The 17,047-nt window shown below is 69.4% G+C and carries 19 protein-coding genes; 8 read left to right on the top strand and 11 right to left on the bottom strand.

Annotated elements, in window-relative coordinates; all coding sequences use genetic code 11:
- Nucleotides 1-62 precede the first annotated feature (62 nt).
- Nucleotides 63-347 (top strand): hypothetical protein, encoded by a 285-nt coding sequence (locus CGR01S_RS09360; protein ID WP_042425678.1) that lies wholly within the window; start codon nucleotides 63-65, stop codon nucleotides 345-347.
- Between the two features lie 75 nt (nucleotides 348-422).
- On the opposite strand, the gene holA is transcribed toward CGR01S_RS09360, so the two are convergent.
- Nucleotides 423-1,478: a DNA polymerase III subunit delta gene (holA, locus tag CGR01S_RS09355; RefSeq protein WP_042425675.1), complete on the bottom strand. Its 1,056-nt coding sequence runs from the start codon at nucleotides 1,476-1,478 to the stop codon at nucleotides 423-425.
- 167 nt (nucleotides 1,479-1,645) lie between these two features.
- On the opposite strand from holA, the gene ocd reads away from it, so the two are divergent.
- Together ocd and rocF are read left to right on the top strand one after the other, a co-directional pair.
- A complete protein-coding gene (gene ocd / locus CGR01S_RS09350; RefSeq protein ID WP_042425852.1) occupies nucleotides 1,646-2,725 on the top strand; it encodes an ornithine cyclodeaminase in 1,080 nt (359 codons plus the stop codon).
- On the top strand, nucleotides 2,722-3,660 hold the full coding sequence (rocF, locus tag CGR01S_RS09345) for an arginase (RefSeq protein WP_042425672.1): 939 nt from the start codon (nucleotides 2,722-2,724) through the stop codon (nucleotides 3,658-3,660). The genes ocd and rocF overlap by 4 nt, the downstream gene beginning before the upstream one ends.
- Nucleotide 3,661: 1 nt before the next feature.
- Here rocF and CGR01S_RS09340 read toward each other — a convergent pair whose 3' ends face one another.
- The 6 genes from CGR01S_RS09340 to CGR01S_RS09315 form a co-directional block, all read right to left on the bottom strand.
- Entirely contained in the window at nucleotides 3,662-4,165 is a 504-nt protein-coding gene (locus CGR01S_RS09340) for an LPS-assembly lipoprotein LptE (RefSeq protein ID WP_042425670.1), read from the bottom strand.
- 2 nt (nucleotides 4,166-4,167) lie between these two features.
- Nucleotides 4,168-6,861, bottom strand: coding sequence for a leucine--tRNA ligase (gene leuS / locus CGR01S_RS09335; RefSeq protein WP_042425667.1), 2,694 nt, complete (start codon nucleotides 6,859-6,861; stop codon nucleotides 4,168-4,170).
- 66 nt (nucleotides 6,862-6,927) lie between these two features.
- A complete protein-coding gene (locus tag CGR01S_RS09330; protein ID WP_042425664.1) occupies nucleotides 6,928-7,371 on the bottom strand; it encodes an ExbD/TolR family protein in 444 nt (147 codons plus the stop codon).
- Nucleotides 7,371-8,036, bottom strand: a complete 666-nt coding sequence (locus CGR01S_RS09325; protein WP_042425661.1) for a MotA/TolQ/ExbB proton channel family protein — start codon at nucleotides 8,034-8,036, stop codon at nucleotides 7,371-7,373. The genes CGR01S_RS09330 and CGR01S_RS09325 overlap by 1 nt, the downstream gene beginning before the upstream one ends.
- Before the next feature lie 9 nt (nucleotides 8,037-8,045).
- Entirely contained in the window at nucleotides 8,046-8,882 is an 837-nt protein-coding gene (dapB, locus tag CGR01S_RS09320) for a 4-hydroxy-tetrahydrodipicolinate reductase (RefSeq protein WP_084690620.1), read from the bottom strand.
- Between the two features lie 52 nt (nucleotides 8,883-8,934).
- Nucleotides 8,935-9,492 carry an outer membrane protein assembly factor BamE gene (locus CGR01S_RS09315; RefSeq protein ID WP_042425656.1) on the bottom strand — a complete coding sequence of 186 codons (558 nt, stop codon included), beginning with the start codon at nucleotides 9,490-9,492 and terminating at the stop codon, nucleotides 8,935-8,937.
- Between the two features lie 89 nt (nucleotides 9,493-9,581).
- On the opposite strand from CGR01S_RS09315, the gene fur reads away from it, so the two are divergent.
- On the top strand, nucleotides 9,582-9,998 hold the full coding sequence (gene fur, locus CGR01S_RS09310) for a ferric iron uptake transcriptional regulator (protein ID WP_042425654.1): 417 nt from the start codon (nucleotides 9,582-9,584) through the stop codon (nucleotides 9,996-9,998).
- 78 nt (nucleotides 9,999-10,076) lie between these two features.
- Here fur and hprK read toward each other — a convergent pair whose 3' ends face one another.
- The 3 genes from hprK to hpf all read right to left on the bottom strand — a co-directional run bounded on the left by hprK (nucleotide 10,077) and on the right by hpf (nucleotide 11,997).
- Nucleotides 10,077-11,033 carry an HPr(Ser) kinase/phosphatase gene (hprK, locus tag CGR01S_RS09305; protein WP_042425651.1) on the bottom strand — a complete coding sequence of 319 codons (957 nt, stop codon included), beginning with the start codon at nucleotides 11,031-11,033 and terminating at the stop codon, nucleotides 10,077-10,079.
- Nucleotides 11,034-11,061: 28 nt separating this feature from the next.
- The gene (locus CGR01S_RS09300) at nucleotides 11,062-11,529 is read right to left on the bottom strand and encodes a PTS sugar transporter subunit IIA (RefSeq protein ID WP_042425650.1); all 468 of its coding nucleotides are present in this window, start codon (nucleotides 11,527-11,529) and stop codon (nucleotides 11,062-11,064) included.
- 138 nt (nucleotides 11,530-11,667) lie between these two features.
- Nucleotides 11,668-11,997 (bottom strand): ribosome hibernation-promoting factor, HPF/YfiA family, encoded by a 330-nt coding sequence (gene hpf / locus CGR01S_RS09295; protein ID WP_042425648.1) that lies wholly within the window; start codon nucleotides 11,995-11,997, stop codon nucleotides 11,668-11,670.
- A 315-nt stretch (nucleotides 11,998-12,312) separates the two neighbouring features.
- Here hpf and CGR01S_RS09290 point away from each other — a divergent pair, with 315 nt between their 5' ends.
- Nucleotides 12,313-13,236, top strand: a complete 924-nt coding sequence (locus CGR01S_RS09290) for a phosphoribosylaminoimidazolesuccinocarboxamide synthase (RefSeq protein WP_042425647.1) — start codon at nucleotides 12,313-12,315, stop codon at nucleotides 13,234-13,236.
- A 60-nt stretch (nucleotides 13,237-13,296) separates the two neighbouring features.
- On the opposite strand, the gene trxA is transcribed toward CGR01S_RS09290, so the two are convergent.
- Entirely contained in the window at nucleotides 13,297-14,205 is a 909-nt protein-coding gene (gene trxA / locus CGR01S_RS09285) for a thioredoxin (protein WP_042425645.1), read from the bottom strand.
- Between the two features lie 98 nt (nucleotides 14,206-14,303).
- On the opposite strand from trxA, the gene purE reads away from it, so the two are divergent.
- The 3 genes from purE to CGR01S_RS09270 are packed head-to-tail and all read left to right on the top strand — an operon-like array spanning nucleotide 14,304 to nucleotide 16,995.
- Nucleotides 14,304-14,798 (top strand): 5-(carboxyamino)imidazole ribonucleotide mutase, encoded by a 495-nt coding sequence (purE, locus tag CGR01S_RS09280; protein WP_042425643.1) that lies wholly within the window; start codon nucleotides 14,304-14,306, stop codon nucleotides 14,796-14,798.
- Nucleotides 14,795-15,967, top strand: a complete 1,173-nt coding sequence (locus tag CGR01S_RS09275; RefSeq protein WP_042425641.1) for a 5-(carboxyamino)imidazole ribonucleotide synthase — start codon at nucleotides 14,795-14,797, stop codon at nucleotides 15,965-15,967. The genes purE and CGR01S_RS09275 overlap by 4 nt, the downstream gene beginning before the upstream one ends.
- 8 nt (nucleotides 15,968-15,975) lie before the next feature.
- A complete protein-coding gene (locus CGR01S_RS09270; RefSeq protein WP_042425638.1) occupies nucleotides 15,976-16,995 on the top strand; it encodes an L-threonylcarbamoyladenylate synthase in 1,020 nt (339 codons plus the stop codon).
- The last annotated feature ends 52 nt before the right edge of the window (nucleotides 16,996-17,047 follow it).

Genomic DNA, 17,047 nt, shown 5'->3' with positions numbered 1-17,047 from the left:
GATTTTGCCGCAGTTGCACACAAGACGGCGGCCCGCGCTGTAATCCCGCCAGGAGACCCGCCATGACCGAACACCCCGCCACCCAGCTCGCCGCTCTGCAGTCCGCCCTGGCGGCCCACGGCCGGGGCGAGCTGAGCGCCGCCGCCCTGGGCGATGCGGCACGCGCCCAGCAAGCCCTGCTGACCGCCCTGCCACCGCGCTACGGCGAGGTGCTGCTGGGCCTGCTCGACCGGCTGGAAGCCAGCGCGCTGTTCACCGAGGAGAGCTGTTCCTTCAGCCGCTCCGAGCTGCTCAACCACCTGCAGGCCTGGGTGGACAAGGCGCGTAGCGTGCTGCCTGGCGCCTGATTGCTTCAAAAACAATAGCTGCCCGCGTTGACACCACGAGCGTCAGCAGCACTTTTTGCTTGATTTCCCGCGACTTCAGCGCGCCGCCATGCCCAGCCGCGCAAGCTGGAGCGCCAGGCGCTGCAAGGCCTGCCAGGGCTGGGCCGGCCAGTCGGGGAGCTTGAGGCCCTTGACGATGCCATCCACCTGGTGCGCCGCCTGCAGCAGGCGCGCGAGCTGCGCGTCGTTGGCGCGCGGCAGGATGCGCTCGTACAGCCGCTCCTTCACGCCCCAGACGCGGTTTTCGCGCAGCGCCATGGGCAGGGGCTTGCCGGCGTTCATGGCGTCCTTCACGCGCTTCAGGGCGCGGATGTCCTCGGCCAGCGCCCAGTGCACCAGCACCGCGGCCTCGCCCTCGGCCTCCAGGCCGTCGAGCATGCGCTGCACGCGCAGCACCTGGCCGCCCAGCACCGCCTCGGAGAGCTTGAAGACGTCGTAGCGCGCCACGTTGAGCACGGCGGCCTCGACCTGCGCCCACGAGAGCTCACCCGGCGGATGCAACAGGCCGAGCTTCTGGATTTCCTGGTGCGCGGCCAGCAGGTTGCCCTCCACCCGATCGGCGAAGAACTGCAGCGTGCGCTGCCCCTCCTCGCCCGCCGCCACGCGCTGGCCCTGCGCGGCCAGGCGCTGGGCGATCCACTGCGGGAGCTGGGCGCGCTCGACGGGGTCGATCTGCACGGCCAGGCCCGCGCCGTCGAGCGCGGTGAACCAGCCGCCGGTCTTGGTGGCCTTGTCCAGGCGCGGCAGTTGCACCAGCGTGAGCGTGCTGTCGTTGCCGCGTGCGGCTTCCGCCAGCTGCTGCAGCGCCACGCTGCCATCCTTGCCGGGCTTGCCCGAGGGGATGCGGATCTCGACGATCTGCCGGTCGGCGAACAGGCTCAAACTGCCGCCCGCCGCCAGCACCGCGCTCCAGTCGAAATGCGCGCCCGCCACGGTGAAGCTGCTGCGCTCGGTGTAGCCCTGGGCGCGCGCCGCGGCGCGGATGGCGTCGGCCGCCTCCTGCTGCAGCAGGGGCTCATCGCCGTGCAGCACGTACAGCGGCGCGAGGCCGCGCTGCAGTTGCGAAGAGAGTTGGGCCAGGGCGACTTGCATGCCCGGCAGTGTATCGCCGCGCCCTGCCCGAACGGTCTATGAGGCAAATCGCCATTTATCGATGGCGATTTGCTCTACAAGCTGCATGAATTGCGCAGGTTTCTCACTTTTCTTTGGCCGCGCCCCTGCGGAGAATTCTTCCCAGAACACAAGTCAAGGAGATGGTCATGGTGAATTACCTCGGTGTGAGCAGCGTGCGCGAACTGGTGCGGCAGGTGGGGCTGGCCCGCTTCCTGCAGCAACTGGTGGACGCCATGGACAGCGACTACCGCCGCTGGGAGCAGTTCGACAAGTCGGCGCGGCACGCCATCCATTCGCCCGTCGGCGTGATCGAGCTGATGCCCACCAGCGACGGGCAGCTCTACTGCTTCAAGTACGTCAACGGCCACCCCAAGAACACGGCCGAGGGGTTGCTCACCGTCACGGCCTTCGGCGTGCTGGCCGATGTGGACACGGGCTACCCGCTGCTGGTGTCCGAGCTGACGCTCACCACCGCGCTGCGCACCGCCGCCATGTCGGTGTTGGCCGCGCGCCACCTGGCCCGGCCCGACAGCCGCCGCATGGCGCTGATCGGCAACGGCGCACAGAGCGAGTTCCAGGCGCTGGCCTTCCACCACCTGCTGGGCATCCGCGAGCTGCGCCTGTTCGACACCGACCCCGGCGCCAGCCTCAAGCTGGAGCGCAACCTGGCACGCCTGGCGCTGCCGGACCTGCACATCGAGCGCTGCGCCAGCGCGCAGGAGGCCGTGCGCGGCTGCGACATCGTGACCACGGCCACGGCCGACAAGCGCAACGCCACCATCCTGCGGCCCGAGATGATCGAGCCCGGCATGCACCTCAACGCCGTGGGCGGCGACTGCCCGGGCAAGACCGAGCTGCATGCCGACATCCTGCGCCGCGCCGACGCGCGCGTGGTGGTGGAGTTCGAGCCGCAGTCGCGCATCGAGGGCGAGATCCAGCAGATGCCGGCCGACTTCGCCGTGACCGAGTTCCACCGCATCCTGGCCGGCCAGGCCCCGGGCCGCCGCACGGCGCAGGAGGTGACGGTGTTCGACTCCGTGGGCTTCGCACTGGAGGACTTCTCCGCCCTGCGCACGCTGCACGCGCTGCTGCAACAATACCCGCACCTGGGCACGTCCATCGACCTGGTGCCGCAGATGAACGACCCCAAGGACCTGTTCGGCCTGCTGCACGCCCCGGCGCCCCAGGCCCGCACCGCCCTGCAACCGGAGCCGCAAGCCGCATGAACACCCACCGCCCCGCCCCCGCCATCAGCCTGATCGGCGCCCCCACCGACATCGGCGCGGGCGCGCGCGGCGCCTCCATGGGCCCCGAGGCCCTGCGCGTGGCCGGGCTGCAGGCGGCGCTCGAAGGCCGGGGGCTGGAGGTGGCGGACCGGGGCAACCTCGCCGGCCCCGCCAACCCCTGGCTGCCGCCCGTGGACGGCTACCGCCACCTGCCCCAGGTGGTGGAATGGAACCGCGCCGTGTTCGGCGCCGTGCGGGCCGAACTGCGCCAGCAGCGGCTGCCCGTGCTGCTGGGCGGCGACCACAGCCTGGGCCTGGGCAGCATCAGCGCCGTGGCGCGCCATTGCGCGGAAGCGGGCAAGCAACTGCGCGTGCTGTGGCTGGACGCGCACGCCGACTTCAACACCAGCACGCTCACGCCCAGCGGCAACGTGCACGGCATGCCCGTGGCCTGCCTGTGCGGCTTCGGTCCCGAGGCGCTCACGCAGCTCGCCGGCATGCCCGGCGGCGCCCCGGCACTGCGGCCCGACCAGATCCGCCAGATCGGCATCCGCAGCGTGGACGCGGGCGAGCGCCGCTTCGTGCACGAGCAGGGGCTGGAGGTGTTCGACATGCGCTTCATCGACGAGGTGGGCATGCGCCAGACCATGCTGCAGGCGCTCGACGGCCTGGACGAGCACACGCACCTGCATGTGAGCTTCGACGTGGACTTCCTCGACCCCGACATCGCCCCTGGCGTGGGCACCACCGTGCCCGGCGGGCCGACCTACCGCGAGGCGCAGCTGTGCATGGAGATGATTGCCGACAGCGGACGCCTGGCCTCGCTCGACATCGTGGAGCTCAACCCCGCGCTCGATGTGCGCAACCAGACGGCCCTGCTGGCCGTCGATCTGGTGGAATCGCTCTTTGGCAAGAGCACGCTGATGCGGCGCTGACTCAGCGCGGCGGCCGTGCGGCGGCAAGGCGGCGCACGATTTGCTGCACGATGTCGGTCTGCATGTTGCGGTAGAGCAGCGCCTCCTCGGCCTCCTTGGCCAGGGCGATGGTCTCGCTGTAGCTGATGTCGCGCGTCTGCACGATCTCCGTGGGCGCGATCCACTCGGCGCCGTCCGCACTGCGCAGGCGGATCTGCACGCGCAGGCGCAGTTGCAGCTCGCGCACCTGGCCGGCGGAGGTGAGGCCCACCACGGCACGCTCCTGCTTTTCCTGCAGGATGTCGAGCACCACCTGCGCCGCGTTCGGCGGCGCCGGCTCGCGCAGCACCTGCAGGCGCCCCCCCGAGGACTCCAGCATGCGCTGCAGCTCGCGCGCCAGCGAGGAGCCCGCGGGCGCGGCCAGGTACAGCGACGCAAAAGCGAACTGCGGCGCGCCCCGCAGGTGGAAACCGCAGGCAGCCAGCCCCGCGACCGGAGCCAAGGCCAGAAGCGTGCGCCGCTGCATGGTCAGACCACCACGTTGACCAGGCGCCCGGGCACCACCACCACCTTCTTGGGCACGGCACCCGCGGCGAACTTCTGGAAGGCCTCGCTCGCCACGGCCAGGCGCTCGATCGCTGCCTTGTCGGCGCTGGCGGGCACATGGAGGGCGCCGCGCAGCTTGCCGTTGACCTGCAGCACCAGTTCGATCTCGTCCTGCACCAGCGCGGCGGGGTCCACCTGCGGCCAGGGGGCGTCGAGCAGGTCGCCCAGGTGGGCCGCGTAGCCCAGCTCGCTCCAGAGCGCGTGCGTGATGTGCGGCGTGGCCGGGTAGAGCGCGCGCAGCAGGATGCCAAAGCCCTCGATCAGCGCGACGCTGGCGCCCTCGCCGTCCCAGGCCTTGAAGTCCTCCAGGGCGTTGAGCATCTTCATCGCGCCCGAGACCACGGTGTTGTACTGCATGCGCTGGTAGTCGTAGTCCACCTGCTTGAGCACGGTATGGATCTCCAGGCGCAGGGCCTGGGCCTCCTTGCCGAACTTGACCTCATTCAGGCTTGCAGCGCCCGCCACACTTGCGCCAGCAGCTACCTTATCGATAGCAGAGAGCTTGACACCGAAGTTCCACACGCGGCGCAGGAAGCGGTAGCTGCCCTCCACGGCCGCGTCGTTCCACTCCAGCGTGGCCTCGGGCGGCGCGGTGAACATGGTGTACAGGCGTGCGGTGTCGGCGCCGTATTTCTCGATCAGCTCCTGCGGGTCCACGCCGTTGTTCTTGGACTTGGACATGGTGCCCACGCCCTCGTAGTCGATGCTGGTGCCCACGGGCAGGTCGCCCACGGCGTTCTTCAGCTTGGCGCCGATGACCTTGCCGCCCTCGTCCAGCACATGTTCGACGTCGTGCGGCCAGAAGTATTCCTTGCCGCCCTTCTCGCCCTTGCGCGAGTAGATGTGGTTGAGCACCATGCCCTGCGTGAGCAGCTTGGTGAAGGGCTCGTCGATCTTCACCAGCCCCAGGTCGCGCATGACCTTGGTCCAGAAGCGCGCGTACAGCAGGTGCAGGATGGCGTGCTCGATGCCACCGATGTACTGGTCCATGGGCATCCAGTAGTCGGCACCGCCGGCCACCATGGCTTCGGCATTCTTCGGGTCGCAGTAGCGCATGAAGTACCACGAGCTGTCCACGAAGGTGTCCATGGTGTCGGTCTCGCGGCGCGCGGCCTGGCCGCAGCAGGGGCAGGTCACGCCGGCGTGGAAGGCCTCGCTTTTCACCAGCGGGTTGCCCGAGCCGTCGGGCACCAGGTCCTGCGGCAGCACCACGGGCAGGTCCTTCTCCGGCACGGGCACGGCGCCGCAGGAGGGGCAGTGGATGATGGGAATGGGCGTGCCCCAGTAGCGCTGGCGCGAGATGCCCCAGTCGCGCAGGCGCCAGGTGGTCTTCTTCTCGCCCAGGCCCTTTTCGCTCAGCGCCTGGGCCACGGCGTTGACGGCCTCGGCGTACGACAGACCGCTGAAGCTGTCGGAGTTGATAGTCACGCCGCGCTGCTTGTCGGCGTACCAGTCCTGCCAGTGGTGGAAGTCGTAGCTCTCGCCATCGACCAGCACCACCTGCTTGATCTCGATGCCGTACTTGAGCGCAAAGGCGAAGTCGCGCTCGTCGTGCGCGGGCACGCCCATCACGGCGCCGTCGCCGTAGGACATGAGCACGTAGTTGCCCACCCACACCTCGACCTGCTCGCCGGTGAGCGGGTGCGTGACGCACAGGCCCGTGCGCATGCCTTCCTTGTCCTTGAGCGCCAGCTCGGCCTCGGTGGTGCCGCCCTTCTTGCATTCCTCGATGAAGGCGGCGAGCTGCGGGTTGCCGCGCGCGGCATGCTGGGCCAGCGGGTGCTCGGGCGCCACGGCGCAGAAGGTCACGCCCATGATGGTGTCGGCGCGCGTGGTGAACACGTACATGCGCCCGTCCTGGATCAGCGCGCCGTCCGCGCCGCGGATGTCGTGCGTGAAGGCAAAGCGCACGCCCTCGCTCTTGCCGATCCAGTTCTCCTGCATCAGGCGCACCTTGTCGGGCCAGCCGGTCAGCGTGGCCTTGGCGTTGCCGATCTGCACATGGTCGAGCAGCTCCTGGGCGTAGTCGGAGATCTTCAGGTAGTAGCCGGGGATTTCGCGCTTTTCCACCACGGCGCCGGTGCGCCAGCCCTTGCCGTCGATCACCTGTTCGTTCGCCAGCACGGTCTGGTCCACCGGGTCCCAGTTCACCACCTGGGTCTTGCGGTAGGCAATGCCCTTTTCCAGCATCTTGAGGAACAGCCACTGGTTCCAGTGGTAGTAGTCGGGGTCGCAGGTGGCGACCTCGCGGCTCCAGTCGATGGCCAGGCCCATGGCCTGCATCTGGCCCTTCATGTAGGCGATGTTCTCGTAGGTCCACTTCGCGGGTGGCACGCCGTTCTTGAGCGCGGCGTTCTCGGCCGGCAGGCCGAAGGCGTCCCAGCCCATGGGCATGAGCACGTTGTAGCCCTGCATGCGCAACTGGCGCGTGAGCATGTCGTTGATGGTGTAGTTGCGCACATGGCCCATGTGCAGCTTGCCGCTGGGGTAGGGCAGCATGGAACAGGCGTAGAACTTCTTGCGGCCAGCGTCTTCGGTCACGCGGTAGGCGTCGTTGGCCGTCCAGTGGGCCTGCGCGCTGCGCTCGACCTCGGTGTGGTGGTACTTGTCTTGCATGGATGCCCTGAAAAAAGAAAAAGCAGCCGCAACCCGCTGCACTGGCTGGATTTTAGGCCCGCTGGCTCAGCGCGCGCCGGGCCGCCCGGCCTGTGCGGCCGGTTCGGCCACGAAGCCGATGCGCTGCAGCCCCGCCGCATGCGCTGCGCCCATGATCTCGACCACGCGCCCGTAGGGCACGGCGGCGTCGGCGCGCAACTGCACTTCGGTGTCGGCGCCGTCCGCGGCCGCCTGGGCCAGGCGCGCGGCCAGGGCGGCGGCCGTGGGCACGGCCTGGTCGTCGATGAAGACCTGCCCGCGCTGGTCGAGCACCAGCATGATGGCGCGCGGCGCCGCGCCGGGCGCCGTGCCTTCGGCGCGCGGCAGCTCCAGGCGGATGCTGCTGGCCAGCAGCGGCGCCGTGAGGATGAAGATCACCACCAGCACGAGCATCACATCCACCAGCGGCGTCATGTTGATGTCGCTCATGGGCGCGGGCGCGCTCGTGCGTTCCAGGCGGCCGAAGGCCATCAGCCCCCTCCCCCCGTCTGGTGCAGCATGAGCTCGCGCAGGTCCAGGGCGAAGCCCTCGAGGTCGGCCTCGATGCGGCCGACCACGCGGCCAAAGGCGTTGTACGCCAGCACCGCCGGAATGGCGACCGCCAGCCCCGCCGCGGTCATGATGAGCGCCTCACCCACCGGGCCGGCCACGCGGTCGATGCTGATCTGGCCGGCACCCGCAATGGCGGTGAGCGCGTGGTAAATGCCCCAGACCGTGCCCAGCAGGCCGACAAAGGGCGCCGTGGAGCCCACGGTGGCCAGCAGCACCTGGCCCGCCTGCAGCCGGGCCAGCACGGCGTGCAGCGCATCGCGCAGCCCGCGCGTGAGCTGCTGGCTGCGGCTCGCCGCGTGCGCCAGCGAGCCCGCAGGCGGCAACTGCGCCACCGCATGGGCGGCGGCCACCAGGGGCAGCACCAGGGTCTCGCGGTCGAAGGCCGCCAGGGCGCGCTGCGCCGCGTCCACCGTGGGGGCCTGCCAGAAGGCCGCCATGCTGCGCGCCACGTCGCGGCTGCCGCGGTGCAGGAACCAGGTCTTCCAGACGATGACGACCCAACTGCCCACGGACATGGCCAGCAGCAGCAGCGCCGTGCCCTGGGTCACGGCATCGCCCTGGCGCCACCAGTGCAGCAGATCCATGGCGGCGTGTCAGCGCAGGCCCAGCACGTCGAACATGTCGAACATGCCGGTGGCGTGGCCGCGCAGGAAGCGCACCGCGCGCAGACTGCCCTGGGCGTAGGTGGCGCGGCTGGACGACTTGTGCGTGATCTCGATGCGCTCGCCCGTGCCGGCGAACAGCACGGTGTGGTCGCCCACGATGTCGCCGCCACGGATGGTGGCGAAGCCGATGGAGGACGGGTCGCGCTCGCCGGTCACGCCTTCGCGCGCGTAGACGGCGCAGTCCTTGAGGTCGCGGCCCAGGGCGCCGGCGATGACCTCGCCCATCTTGAGCGCAGTGCCCGAGGGCGCGTCCACCTTGTGGCGGTGGTGCGCCTCAATGATTTCGATGTCGTAGCCTGTGGACAGCGCCTTGGCCGCCATCTCCAGCAGCTTGAGCGTGACGTTCACACCCACGCTCATGTTGGGCGCCATGACGATGGCCGTGCGCTGCGCATGGGCGGCGATCTCGGCCTTCTGCGCCTCGGTGAAGCCGGTGGTGCCGATGACGGCCTTGACGCCGCGCGCGGCGCACACCGCCAGGTGGCCCAGCGTGCCCTCGGGGCGCGTGAAGTCGATGAGCACGTCGGCGTTCTGCAGCCCCACGCCCAGGTCGGCCGTGATGGGCACGCCGCTGGCCACGCCGAGGAAGGCGGTGGCGTCCGAGCCGATGCCCGGGCTCGACGGCACGTCCAGCGCGCCCGCGAGCACGCAGTCCGGGCTGGCGCGCACGGCCTCGATGAGCATGCGACCCATGCGGCCCGAAGCGCCCGCCACAGCCACGCGGCAGGGGGCATTGGAGGGGGTGGGGGAGGAAGTCCCGGTCATGGCTGTCCTTGAATAACGGTTCGCAGGCCGCGCAATGCGCGCGCAGGCGCCCTCAGCGCGTGCGCGCTTCGAGCGGCGGATACGGCGTCGCCGCAGGGGCGACCGACGCGTCGCCGGGCTCCTGCGCCGCGGCGGGCTCCTGGGGCGCGGGGAATTTGGCGAGCTGCTCTTCGCTCGCCTCGAGCACCGGCACCTTGCGCTGGCCCTTGCGCGTCTCCAGCGAGGCGACGAATTCGCTCTCGGAGGGCATGTCGTCACCCTCGTAGCGCTCCAGCACCTCGCCCCGGAAGAACACGGTGAGCTTGCGCGACTGCACGGGCTGGCCCGGGCGCTGCAGGGTGAACACATATTCCCAACGGTCGGCGTGGAACAGGCTGCTCACCAGCGGGGTGCCCAGGATCTCGCGCACCTGCTGGCGCCCCATGCCCGGCTGCAGCGCCTCGACCTGCTCGCGCGAGACGAAGTTGCCCTGCACCACGTCCACCTTGTAGGGCGTGACGACGCTGGCGATGCGCGCGGTGGCGCCATCGAAACTGCCGCAGGCGCTCACGCTGGCAAGAAGCAGCAGGGCTGGCGCCAGGCGCACCCTGCGATAGGCTTTGGCGGACATGGAAAAAACGCTTGAGGATATGATGCGGCCCATTGTAGCGGCAGGCCCCGCCAGCCCATGCCACCGCATCCTCACCCCGAACCCATGCCATGTCCAACATCGACGAGCTCAAGAGCAGCGGCCTGAAGGCCACGCTGCCGCGCCTGAAAATCCTGGAGATTTTTCAGAAGGGCACGCAGCGCCACATGACGGCCGAGGACGTGTTCCGCGTGCTGCTCGAGGAGCGCTCGGACATCGGCCTGGCCACCGTGTACCGCGTGCTCACGCAGTTCGAGCAGGCCGGCATTCTCACGCGCAGCAATTTCGAGAGCGGCAAGGCGGTCTACGAGCTCAACGAGGGGCAGCACCACGACCATTTCATCTGCACGTCCTGCGGCAAGGTCGAGGAGTTCTTCGATCCCGAGATCGAGAAGCGCCAGCAGGCCGTGGCCCAGGCCAAGGGCTGGGTGGTGCAGGACCATGCCATGGCGCTGTACGGGCAGTGCGCGAGCTGCGCCAAGAAGTAAGCCCCTGGGTCACTCAGGATCAAATCCGGCTCCAGCGCTTGTCCAGCAAGCGCCGGAAGCTACTAAAATAGCAGCAAATCAGGCGCTGCCGCCGCGCTCCATGGCGCGCCGGTGGCGCTCGACGAATTCCTGGTAGGTGTCGATGCCGCGCAATTGCAGGATGGTGTTGCGCACGGCGGCCTCGACGAGCACGGCGATGTTGCGCCCCGCCACCACCTGGATGATGACCTTGAGCACCGGCACGCCCAGCACGTCCTGCGTCAGGGGCTCGTAGGGCAGGCGCTCGAAGTCGCGCTCCAGGGTTTCCTTGCGCACCAGGTGCACGATGAGCTTCAGGCGCATCTTGCGCCGCACGGCCGTCTCGCCAAAGATGGCGCGGATGTCCAGCAGGCCGATGCCGCGCACCTCCAGCAGGTTCTGCAGCAGCTCCGGGCATTTGCCCTCGATGGTGTTCTGGTTGATACGGTACAGATCCACCGCATCGTCGGCCACCAGGCCGTTGCCGCGCGAGATCAGCTCCAGGCCCAGCTCGCTCTTGCCCAGGCCGGACTCGCCCGTGATGAGCACGCCCAGGCCCAGGATGTCCATGAACACGCCGTGCATGGTGGTGCGGTCGGCGAAATGCTTGGACAGGTAGGCGCGCAGCACGTCGATCACGAAGGCCGACGACTCGTGCGTGGCGAACATGGGAATCTGCGCGCGCTCGCACATCTGCAGCAGTTCCTCGGGGGCGGTCTGGCCATCGGCCAGCACGAGCACCGGGGGCTCCAGCGTGACGATGCGCGCCACGCGGCGCTTGCAGTCCTCGCGCGTGGCGTTCGTCAGGTAGGCGACTTCGCGCTCCCCGATGATCTGCACGCGGTAGGGGTGGATGTAGTTGAGGTGGCCTACGAGATCGGAGCCCGAGCGCGCCGAGCGTACGGCCTCTTCGTCGAAACGCCGCTCCGAAGCCCCCAGGCCCGCGACCCACTGCCATTTGAGCAGGCCGCGAAACTCCTCGAACAGGGCATCGGCGCTGACGACGTTGGGTTTCACGGCACGCGGGCGGCGGGGGCGGCGCCGCTCAGACCGTCTGGGTGGACTGCCACCCGGCGATCATGCGGTGCAGCTCGGCCGCGTCGTTGCAGGCCTTGATTTTTTCGCGCAGCGGGCCGTCGCTGAGCAGCTCGGCGATCTCGGAGAGGATTTCCAGGTGCTTTTGCGTGGCCGCCTCGGGCACCAGCAGGAAGATGAGCAGGCCCACGGGCTGCTCGTCCGGGGCGTCGAAGCCTATGGGCTGCGCCAACTGGAACACGGCCGCCATGGGCGACTTGAGCCCCTTGATGCGCCCGTGCGGTATGGCCACGCCATGGCCCAGGCCGGTCGAGCCCAGGCGCTCGCGCGCAAACAGGCTGTCGGTGATCAGGGCACGCGAGAGGCCATGCAGGCTTTCAAACAAAAGCCCCGCCTCTTCGAAGGCGCGCTTCTTGCTGGTGGCTTCGACGCTCACCAGCACTTGGTTGGCAGGCAGGATGGAGGCAAGGCGGTTCATGGCTGTGTCAGGGCGCGATTATGCACCGCTTGGAACAAACGCTCACATTTGCTCGCATACAGGAGAAAAAAACCGCCCGGCAGGGCGGTCGGTCTGCGGGACGGGCCTGCAGGCCCGTCCCAGGAACGCAGCGCAGGTTCACGCGCTGAGTCCACGCACGTCGGAGTAGTGGTTCTTGATGCGGTCCTTGTGACGCACGACCTGCCGGTCCATCTTGTCCACGAGTTCATCGACGGCAGCATACAGGTCTTCGTGTGCACTCTCGGCAAACAGATCCGAGCCCTTGACGCGGATATTGCATTCAGCGCGCTGGCGCTTTTCCTTCTCCTTTTGCTTCTCGACGGTGAGCAGGACCTTCACGTCGACCACCTGGTCGAAATGGCGCGTGATGCGGTCCAGCTTGGTGGTGACGTAATTGCGCAGAGCGGGGGTGACTTCGAGGTGGTGGCCACTGATCGTCAGATTCATAGACAAGCTCCTGTTGCACTCTGTAAATAAGCGCCGCCGCCCGGTTGGGAAGGCGGCCCGGCCGTGCGCCCAGAGCGCCTGGCCGTGGATTCACTATGCGCCCGGCGGGGGGCAAAAGCAATCCCATACCGGGGCGCCGCGGCGGGTTTTCCGGCCCAGGGTGCCAAAGCCCGGATTTGCGCGCACAATGAGCGGATTGGCCTACCACGCGCCCGGCACTGGCACCCGGCGCAGGTCACACGGGCGCATACAATGCCCCCGCCCGGCTGCTGCGCAGCAGCCCCGGTTTTCCGCTCCCCCGACCGCGTCTCCCCCATGAACCTCCCGTCCCGCCCCCCTGCCCTGCACACCTCCGCCCTCACCTCGCTGCCGCTGCTGGCGCGCGGCAAGGTGCGCGACAACTACGCGGTGGGCAACGACCGCATCCTCATGGTGGCCAGCGACCGCCTCTCGGCCTTCGACGTGATCATGGGCGAGCCCATCCCGGGCAAGGGTGAGCTGCTCACGCAGATGGCGCTGTTCTGGTTCGACAAGCTGGGCCACATCTGCCCCAACCACCTCACCGGCGAGGCGCCCGAGAGCGTGGTGAGCCCCGAGGAAGCCCCCCAGGTGCGTGGCCGCTCCATGCTGGTGCGGCGCCTGCAGCCCATTCCGGTCGAGGCCGTGGTGCGCGGCTACCTGGCTGGCAGCGGCTGGAAGGAGTACCAGGAGAGCCAGTCGGTCTGCGGCGTACCGCTGCCCCCGGGCCTGACCAACGCGGCCCAACTGCCCGAGCCCATCTACACCCCGGCGGCCAAGGCTGCGGCGGGCGAGCATGACGAGAACATCACCTTCGAGCGCACGGTGGAGATGATCGGCCCCGAGCTGGCCACGAAGATCCGCGACCTGAGCATCGCCATCTACAAGGAGGCAGCAGCGATCGCCCGGGCCAAGGGCATGATCATTGCCGACACCAAGTTCGAATTCGGCCTGGCGCCCGACGGCACGCTGGTGCTGATGGACGAGGTGCTCACGCCCGACAGCTCGCGCTACTGGCCCGTGGAAGGCTACGCCGAGGCCCTGGCCCAGGGCGCCAACCCGCCGAGCTACGACAAGCAGTTCGTGCGCGACTGGCTGGAGCAGGCCAAGGTGGGCGGCAAGCCCTGGAACAAGACGGCCCCCGCGCCGCGCCTGCCGCAGGACGTGATCGAGAAGACCGCCGCCAAGTACCGCGAGGCGCTGCAGCGGCTCATGGGCTGAGCGCCCGCTCCCCCAGCAAAAAGGCCCCATCCAGGGGCCTTTTTCATGGGCGCAGCGGGTTCAGCTGAGCACGACGGAGCTCAGGCGCCGGCGGTAGGTGGCCACCAGCGGGTCCTCGGGCGGGATCTGGCCTTCGGCGACCTTGGGCTTGGGCGGCTCGATGATTTCCAGGATGGAGACATAGGTCTTGCGCGCGGCCTCCTCGTTCCAGGTCTTGTCGCGCATCAGGATTTCCAGCAGCTCGTCCATGGCCTCCTGCCAGCGCTGCTGTGCCAGCAGCCAGCGCGCACGGCCGAAGCGCGCTTCAAAGTCACGCTTGTTGGCGGCGATTTTTGCATCAAATTCGGCTCCAGCGCCCTCTCCGTAAGCGCCAGAAGCTACGAAATCAAGAGCATCCATCCAGTCCTTGAGCGCCCCCAGGCGGCGCGAGCCCGCCGCCTTGGCGATCACGGGGGCGAAAGCCACCTTGGCATCGTCCTCGCGGCCGAGCTGCAGCAGCAGCTTGACGTAGTCGAAGCGCGCGTCGTCGTTCGCCGGGTCGGTGGCCACGGCATGCTGGAGCTTTTCCAGCGCGGTGTCGGTGTCGCCCTCGGCCAGGGCGTCCAGCGCCTGCTCCTCCTCGACCTCGGCCTGCACCTCTTCGGCGCTGGGCACATGCTTGTCCAGAAAGGCGCGCACCTGGCCCTCGGGCAAGGCGCCGGTAAAGCCATCGACCGGCTGGCCGTTCATCAGCAGCACGCAGGTGGGGATGCTGCGGATGCCGAACATGGCGGCCAGTTGCTGCTCGGTATCGGAGTTGATCTTGGCCAGGCGAAAGCGCCCGGCGTACTCGGTCTCGAGCTTTTCGAGCACCGGGCCCAGGGACTTGCAGGGGCCGCACCACGGCGCCCAGAAGTCCACCAGCACGGGCACGCTCATGGAGGCGGCGATGACCTCGGTTTCAAAATTCTCTACAGTGATGTCCAGCATGCGGCAAGGCCCCTTTCAGGCAACGGGCGGCAAAACGTAAAATCCCGGGTTCACATCCGTGGCAGGCCACCGGCTTTGGTGCGCAGCCCCTCCACACTATGACACCCATCCAGATCGGCGTGGTCATGGGCTCTTCCAGCGACTGGGAGACCATGCAGCACGCAGTGCAGATTCTCCAGCAATTCGGCATCCCCCACGAGGCCCGGGTGGTATCGGCCCACCGCATGCCCGACGACATGTTCGCCTACGCCGAGGCGGCGGCCGGCCGCGGGCTCAAGGCCATCATCGCGGGCGCGGGCGGCGCGGCCCACCTGCCGGGCATGCTGGCGGCCAAGACCACGGTGCCCGTGCTGGGCGTGCCCGTGGCCAGCAAGCACCTCTCGGGTGTGGATTCGCTGCACAGCATCGTGCAGATGCCCAAGGGCATTCCGGTGGCGACTTTCGCCATCGGCGCGGCCGGCGCGGCCAATGCGGCGCTGTTTGCCGTGGCCATGCTCGCCACCGGCAACCCGGCGCTGCGCGAGCAGCTCGAGGTGTTCCGCACCGCGCAGACGCAAAGCGCGCGTGCCATGCAACTGCCCCCGGCCGCATGAGCGCGCACCCCATCCGGCCCTTGCCGCCCGGCAGCACCCTGGGCGTGCTCGGCGGCGGCCAGCTTGGCCGCATGTTCGCGCACGCCGCCCAGGCCATGGGCTACTTCACGGCCGTGCTCGACCCCGACCCGGAAAGCCCTGCCGGGCTGATCAGCCACCACCACATCCCGACCGGCTATGAAGACCCCGACGGCCTGGCGCGGCTCGCCGGGCTGAGCGACGCCATCACCACCGAGTTCGAGAACGTGCCCGCCGTCTCCCTGGCCGCACTGGCCGGGCAATGCCCCGTGGCGCCGGCCGCGCGCGCCGTGGCCGTGGCGCAGGATCGCGCCCAGGAGAAGGCCCATTTCGTGCGCTGCGGCGTGCCCTGCGCGCCCTACGCGGTGATCGAGACGGCCGAGCAACGGGCGGCCGTGTCCGCCGACCTGCTCCCGGGCATTCTCAAGACGGCCCGCCTGGGCTACGACGGCAAGGGCCAGGTGCGCGTGCCAACCGCCGCCGCACTGGCCACCGCCTGGGCATCGGTCGGCTCCGTGCCCTGCGTGTTAGAGAAGATGCTGCCGCTGCAGCTCGAATGCTCGGTGATCGTGGCGCGCGGCGCCGACGGCGCCACCGTGCACCTGCCGGTGCAGCGCAACCTGCACCGCGACGGCATCCTGGCCGTGACCGAGGTGTACGAAGGAAATCTGCCTCCAGCCCTTGCACAACAAGCGGTAGATGCTGCGATTTCCATAGCGCAAGGCCTCGATTACGTGGGCGTGCTGTGCGTGGAATTCTTCGTACTGCAGGACGGCAGCCTGGTGGTCAACGAGATCGCGCCGCGCCCGCACAACAGCGGCCACTACAGCCAGAACGCCTGCGATGTCTCGCAGTTCGAGCTGCAGGTGCGCACCCTGGCCGGCCTGCCGCTGGTGCAGCCGCGCCAGCACAGCGCCGCCGTCATGCTCAACCTGCTGGGCGACCTGTGGTTCGCCCACGGCGAGACGGCGCAGACGCCGCCCTGGGCCGCGGTGCTGCGCCTGCCCGGCACGCACCTGCACCTGTACGGCAAGACCCTGGCCAAGCATGGCCGCAAGATGGGGCACCTGAACATCACCGCCCCCACCGCAGAGGCGGCGCGCGCCACGGCGCTGCAGGCGGCGGCCATCCTGGGCATCGCGCCCTTCTGAGCGGCCCCATGATCCTCGACGGCAACGATCCCTCGGCCATCGCCGCCGCCGCGCGCGCCCTGCGCGGCGGCGCGCTGCTGGGCCTGCCCACCGAAACGGTGTACGGCCTGGCGGCCGACGCCCGCAGCGATGCCGCCGTGGCGCAGATCTTCGCCGCCAAGGGCCGGCCCAGCGACCACCCGCTGATCGTGCACGTGGCCGACGCCGCGGGCATCGCGCATTTCGCCAACGAGGTGCCGGCCTTCGCCCAGGCGCTGGTCGACACCTTCTGGCCCGGCCCGCTCACGCTCATCCTGCCGCGCCGGGACGGCGTGGCGACGGCGGCCACCGGCGGCCAGGACAGCGTGGGCCTGCGCTGCCCTGCCCACCCCGTGGCCCATGCCGTGCTGCAGGCCTGTGCCGCGCCCGGCGACGGCCCCGCGCTGGGCGGCCCGCCCGTGTGGGGGCTGGCTGCGCCCAGCGCCAACCGCTTCGGCCGCGTGAGCCCCACCACAGCACAGCATGTGCAGGACGAGTTCGGCGCATCGCTGCTGGTGCTCGACGGCGGGCCCTGCGGCGTGGGCATCGAATCGACCATCGTGGACTGCACGCGCGGCGTACCCGTGCTGCTGCGCCCGGGCGCCATCACGCGCGCGCAGATCGCGGCCGCCTGCGGCATGGAGCCGCTCTCGAAAGAAGAGCTGCCCGCGCAGACTCCGCGGGCCTCGGGAACCCTGGAAGCCCATTACGCACCGAACGCCAAGGTGCGCCTCATGGATGCCAAGGCCTTGCAGACGGGCCTGGACCTGCTCGGCGCCGAGGCCGCGCACCTGGCGGTGTATGCGCGCGCGCCGCTGCGCAGCGCCTCGCCCCACGTCCTGCTGCGGCGCATGCCCAGCGACGCCGAGGCCACGGCCCAGCAGTTGTTCGCAGCGCTGCGCAGCTTCGACGACGCGGGCGCACGGCTGATCTGGATCGAGACCCCGCCCGACACCCCCGACTGGGAAGGCGTGCGCGACCGCCTGCTGCGCGCCGCCGCGGCGGCGTAGGGCCGCACGCAGGCGCCTCGTTACACTAGCAACCCCTGATTGGAGAACTCAC

This window comes from Comamonas granuli NBRC 101663 (genome assembly GCF_000739995.1).
GTDB lineage: Bacteria > Pseudomonadota > Gammaproteobacteria > Burkholderiales > Burkholderiaceae_C > Simplicispira > Simplicispira granuli.
The sequence above is the reverse complement of the archived record's forward strand: the minus strand, read 5'-3'. Positions and strand labels throughout refer to the sequence as shown.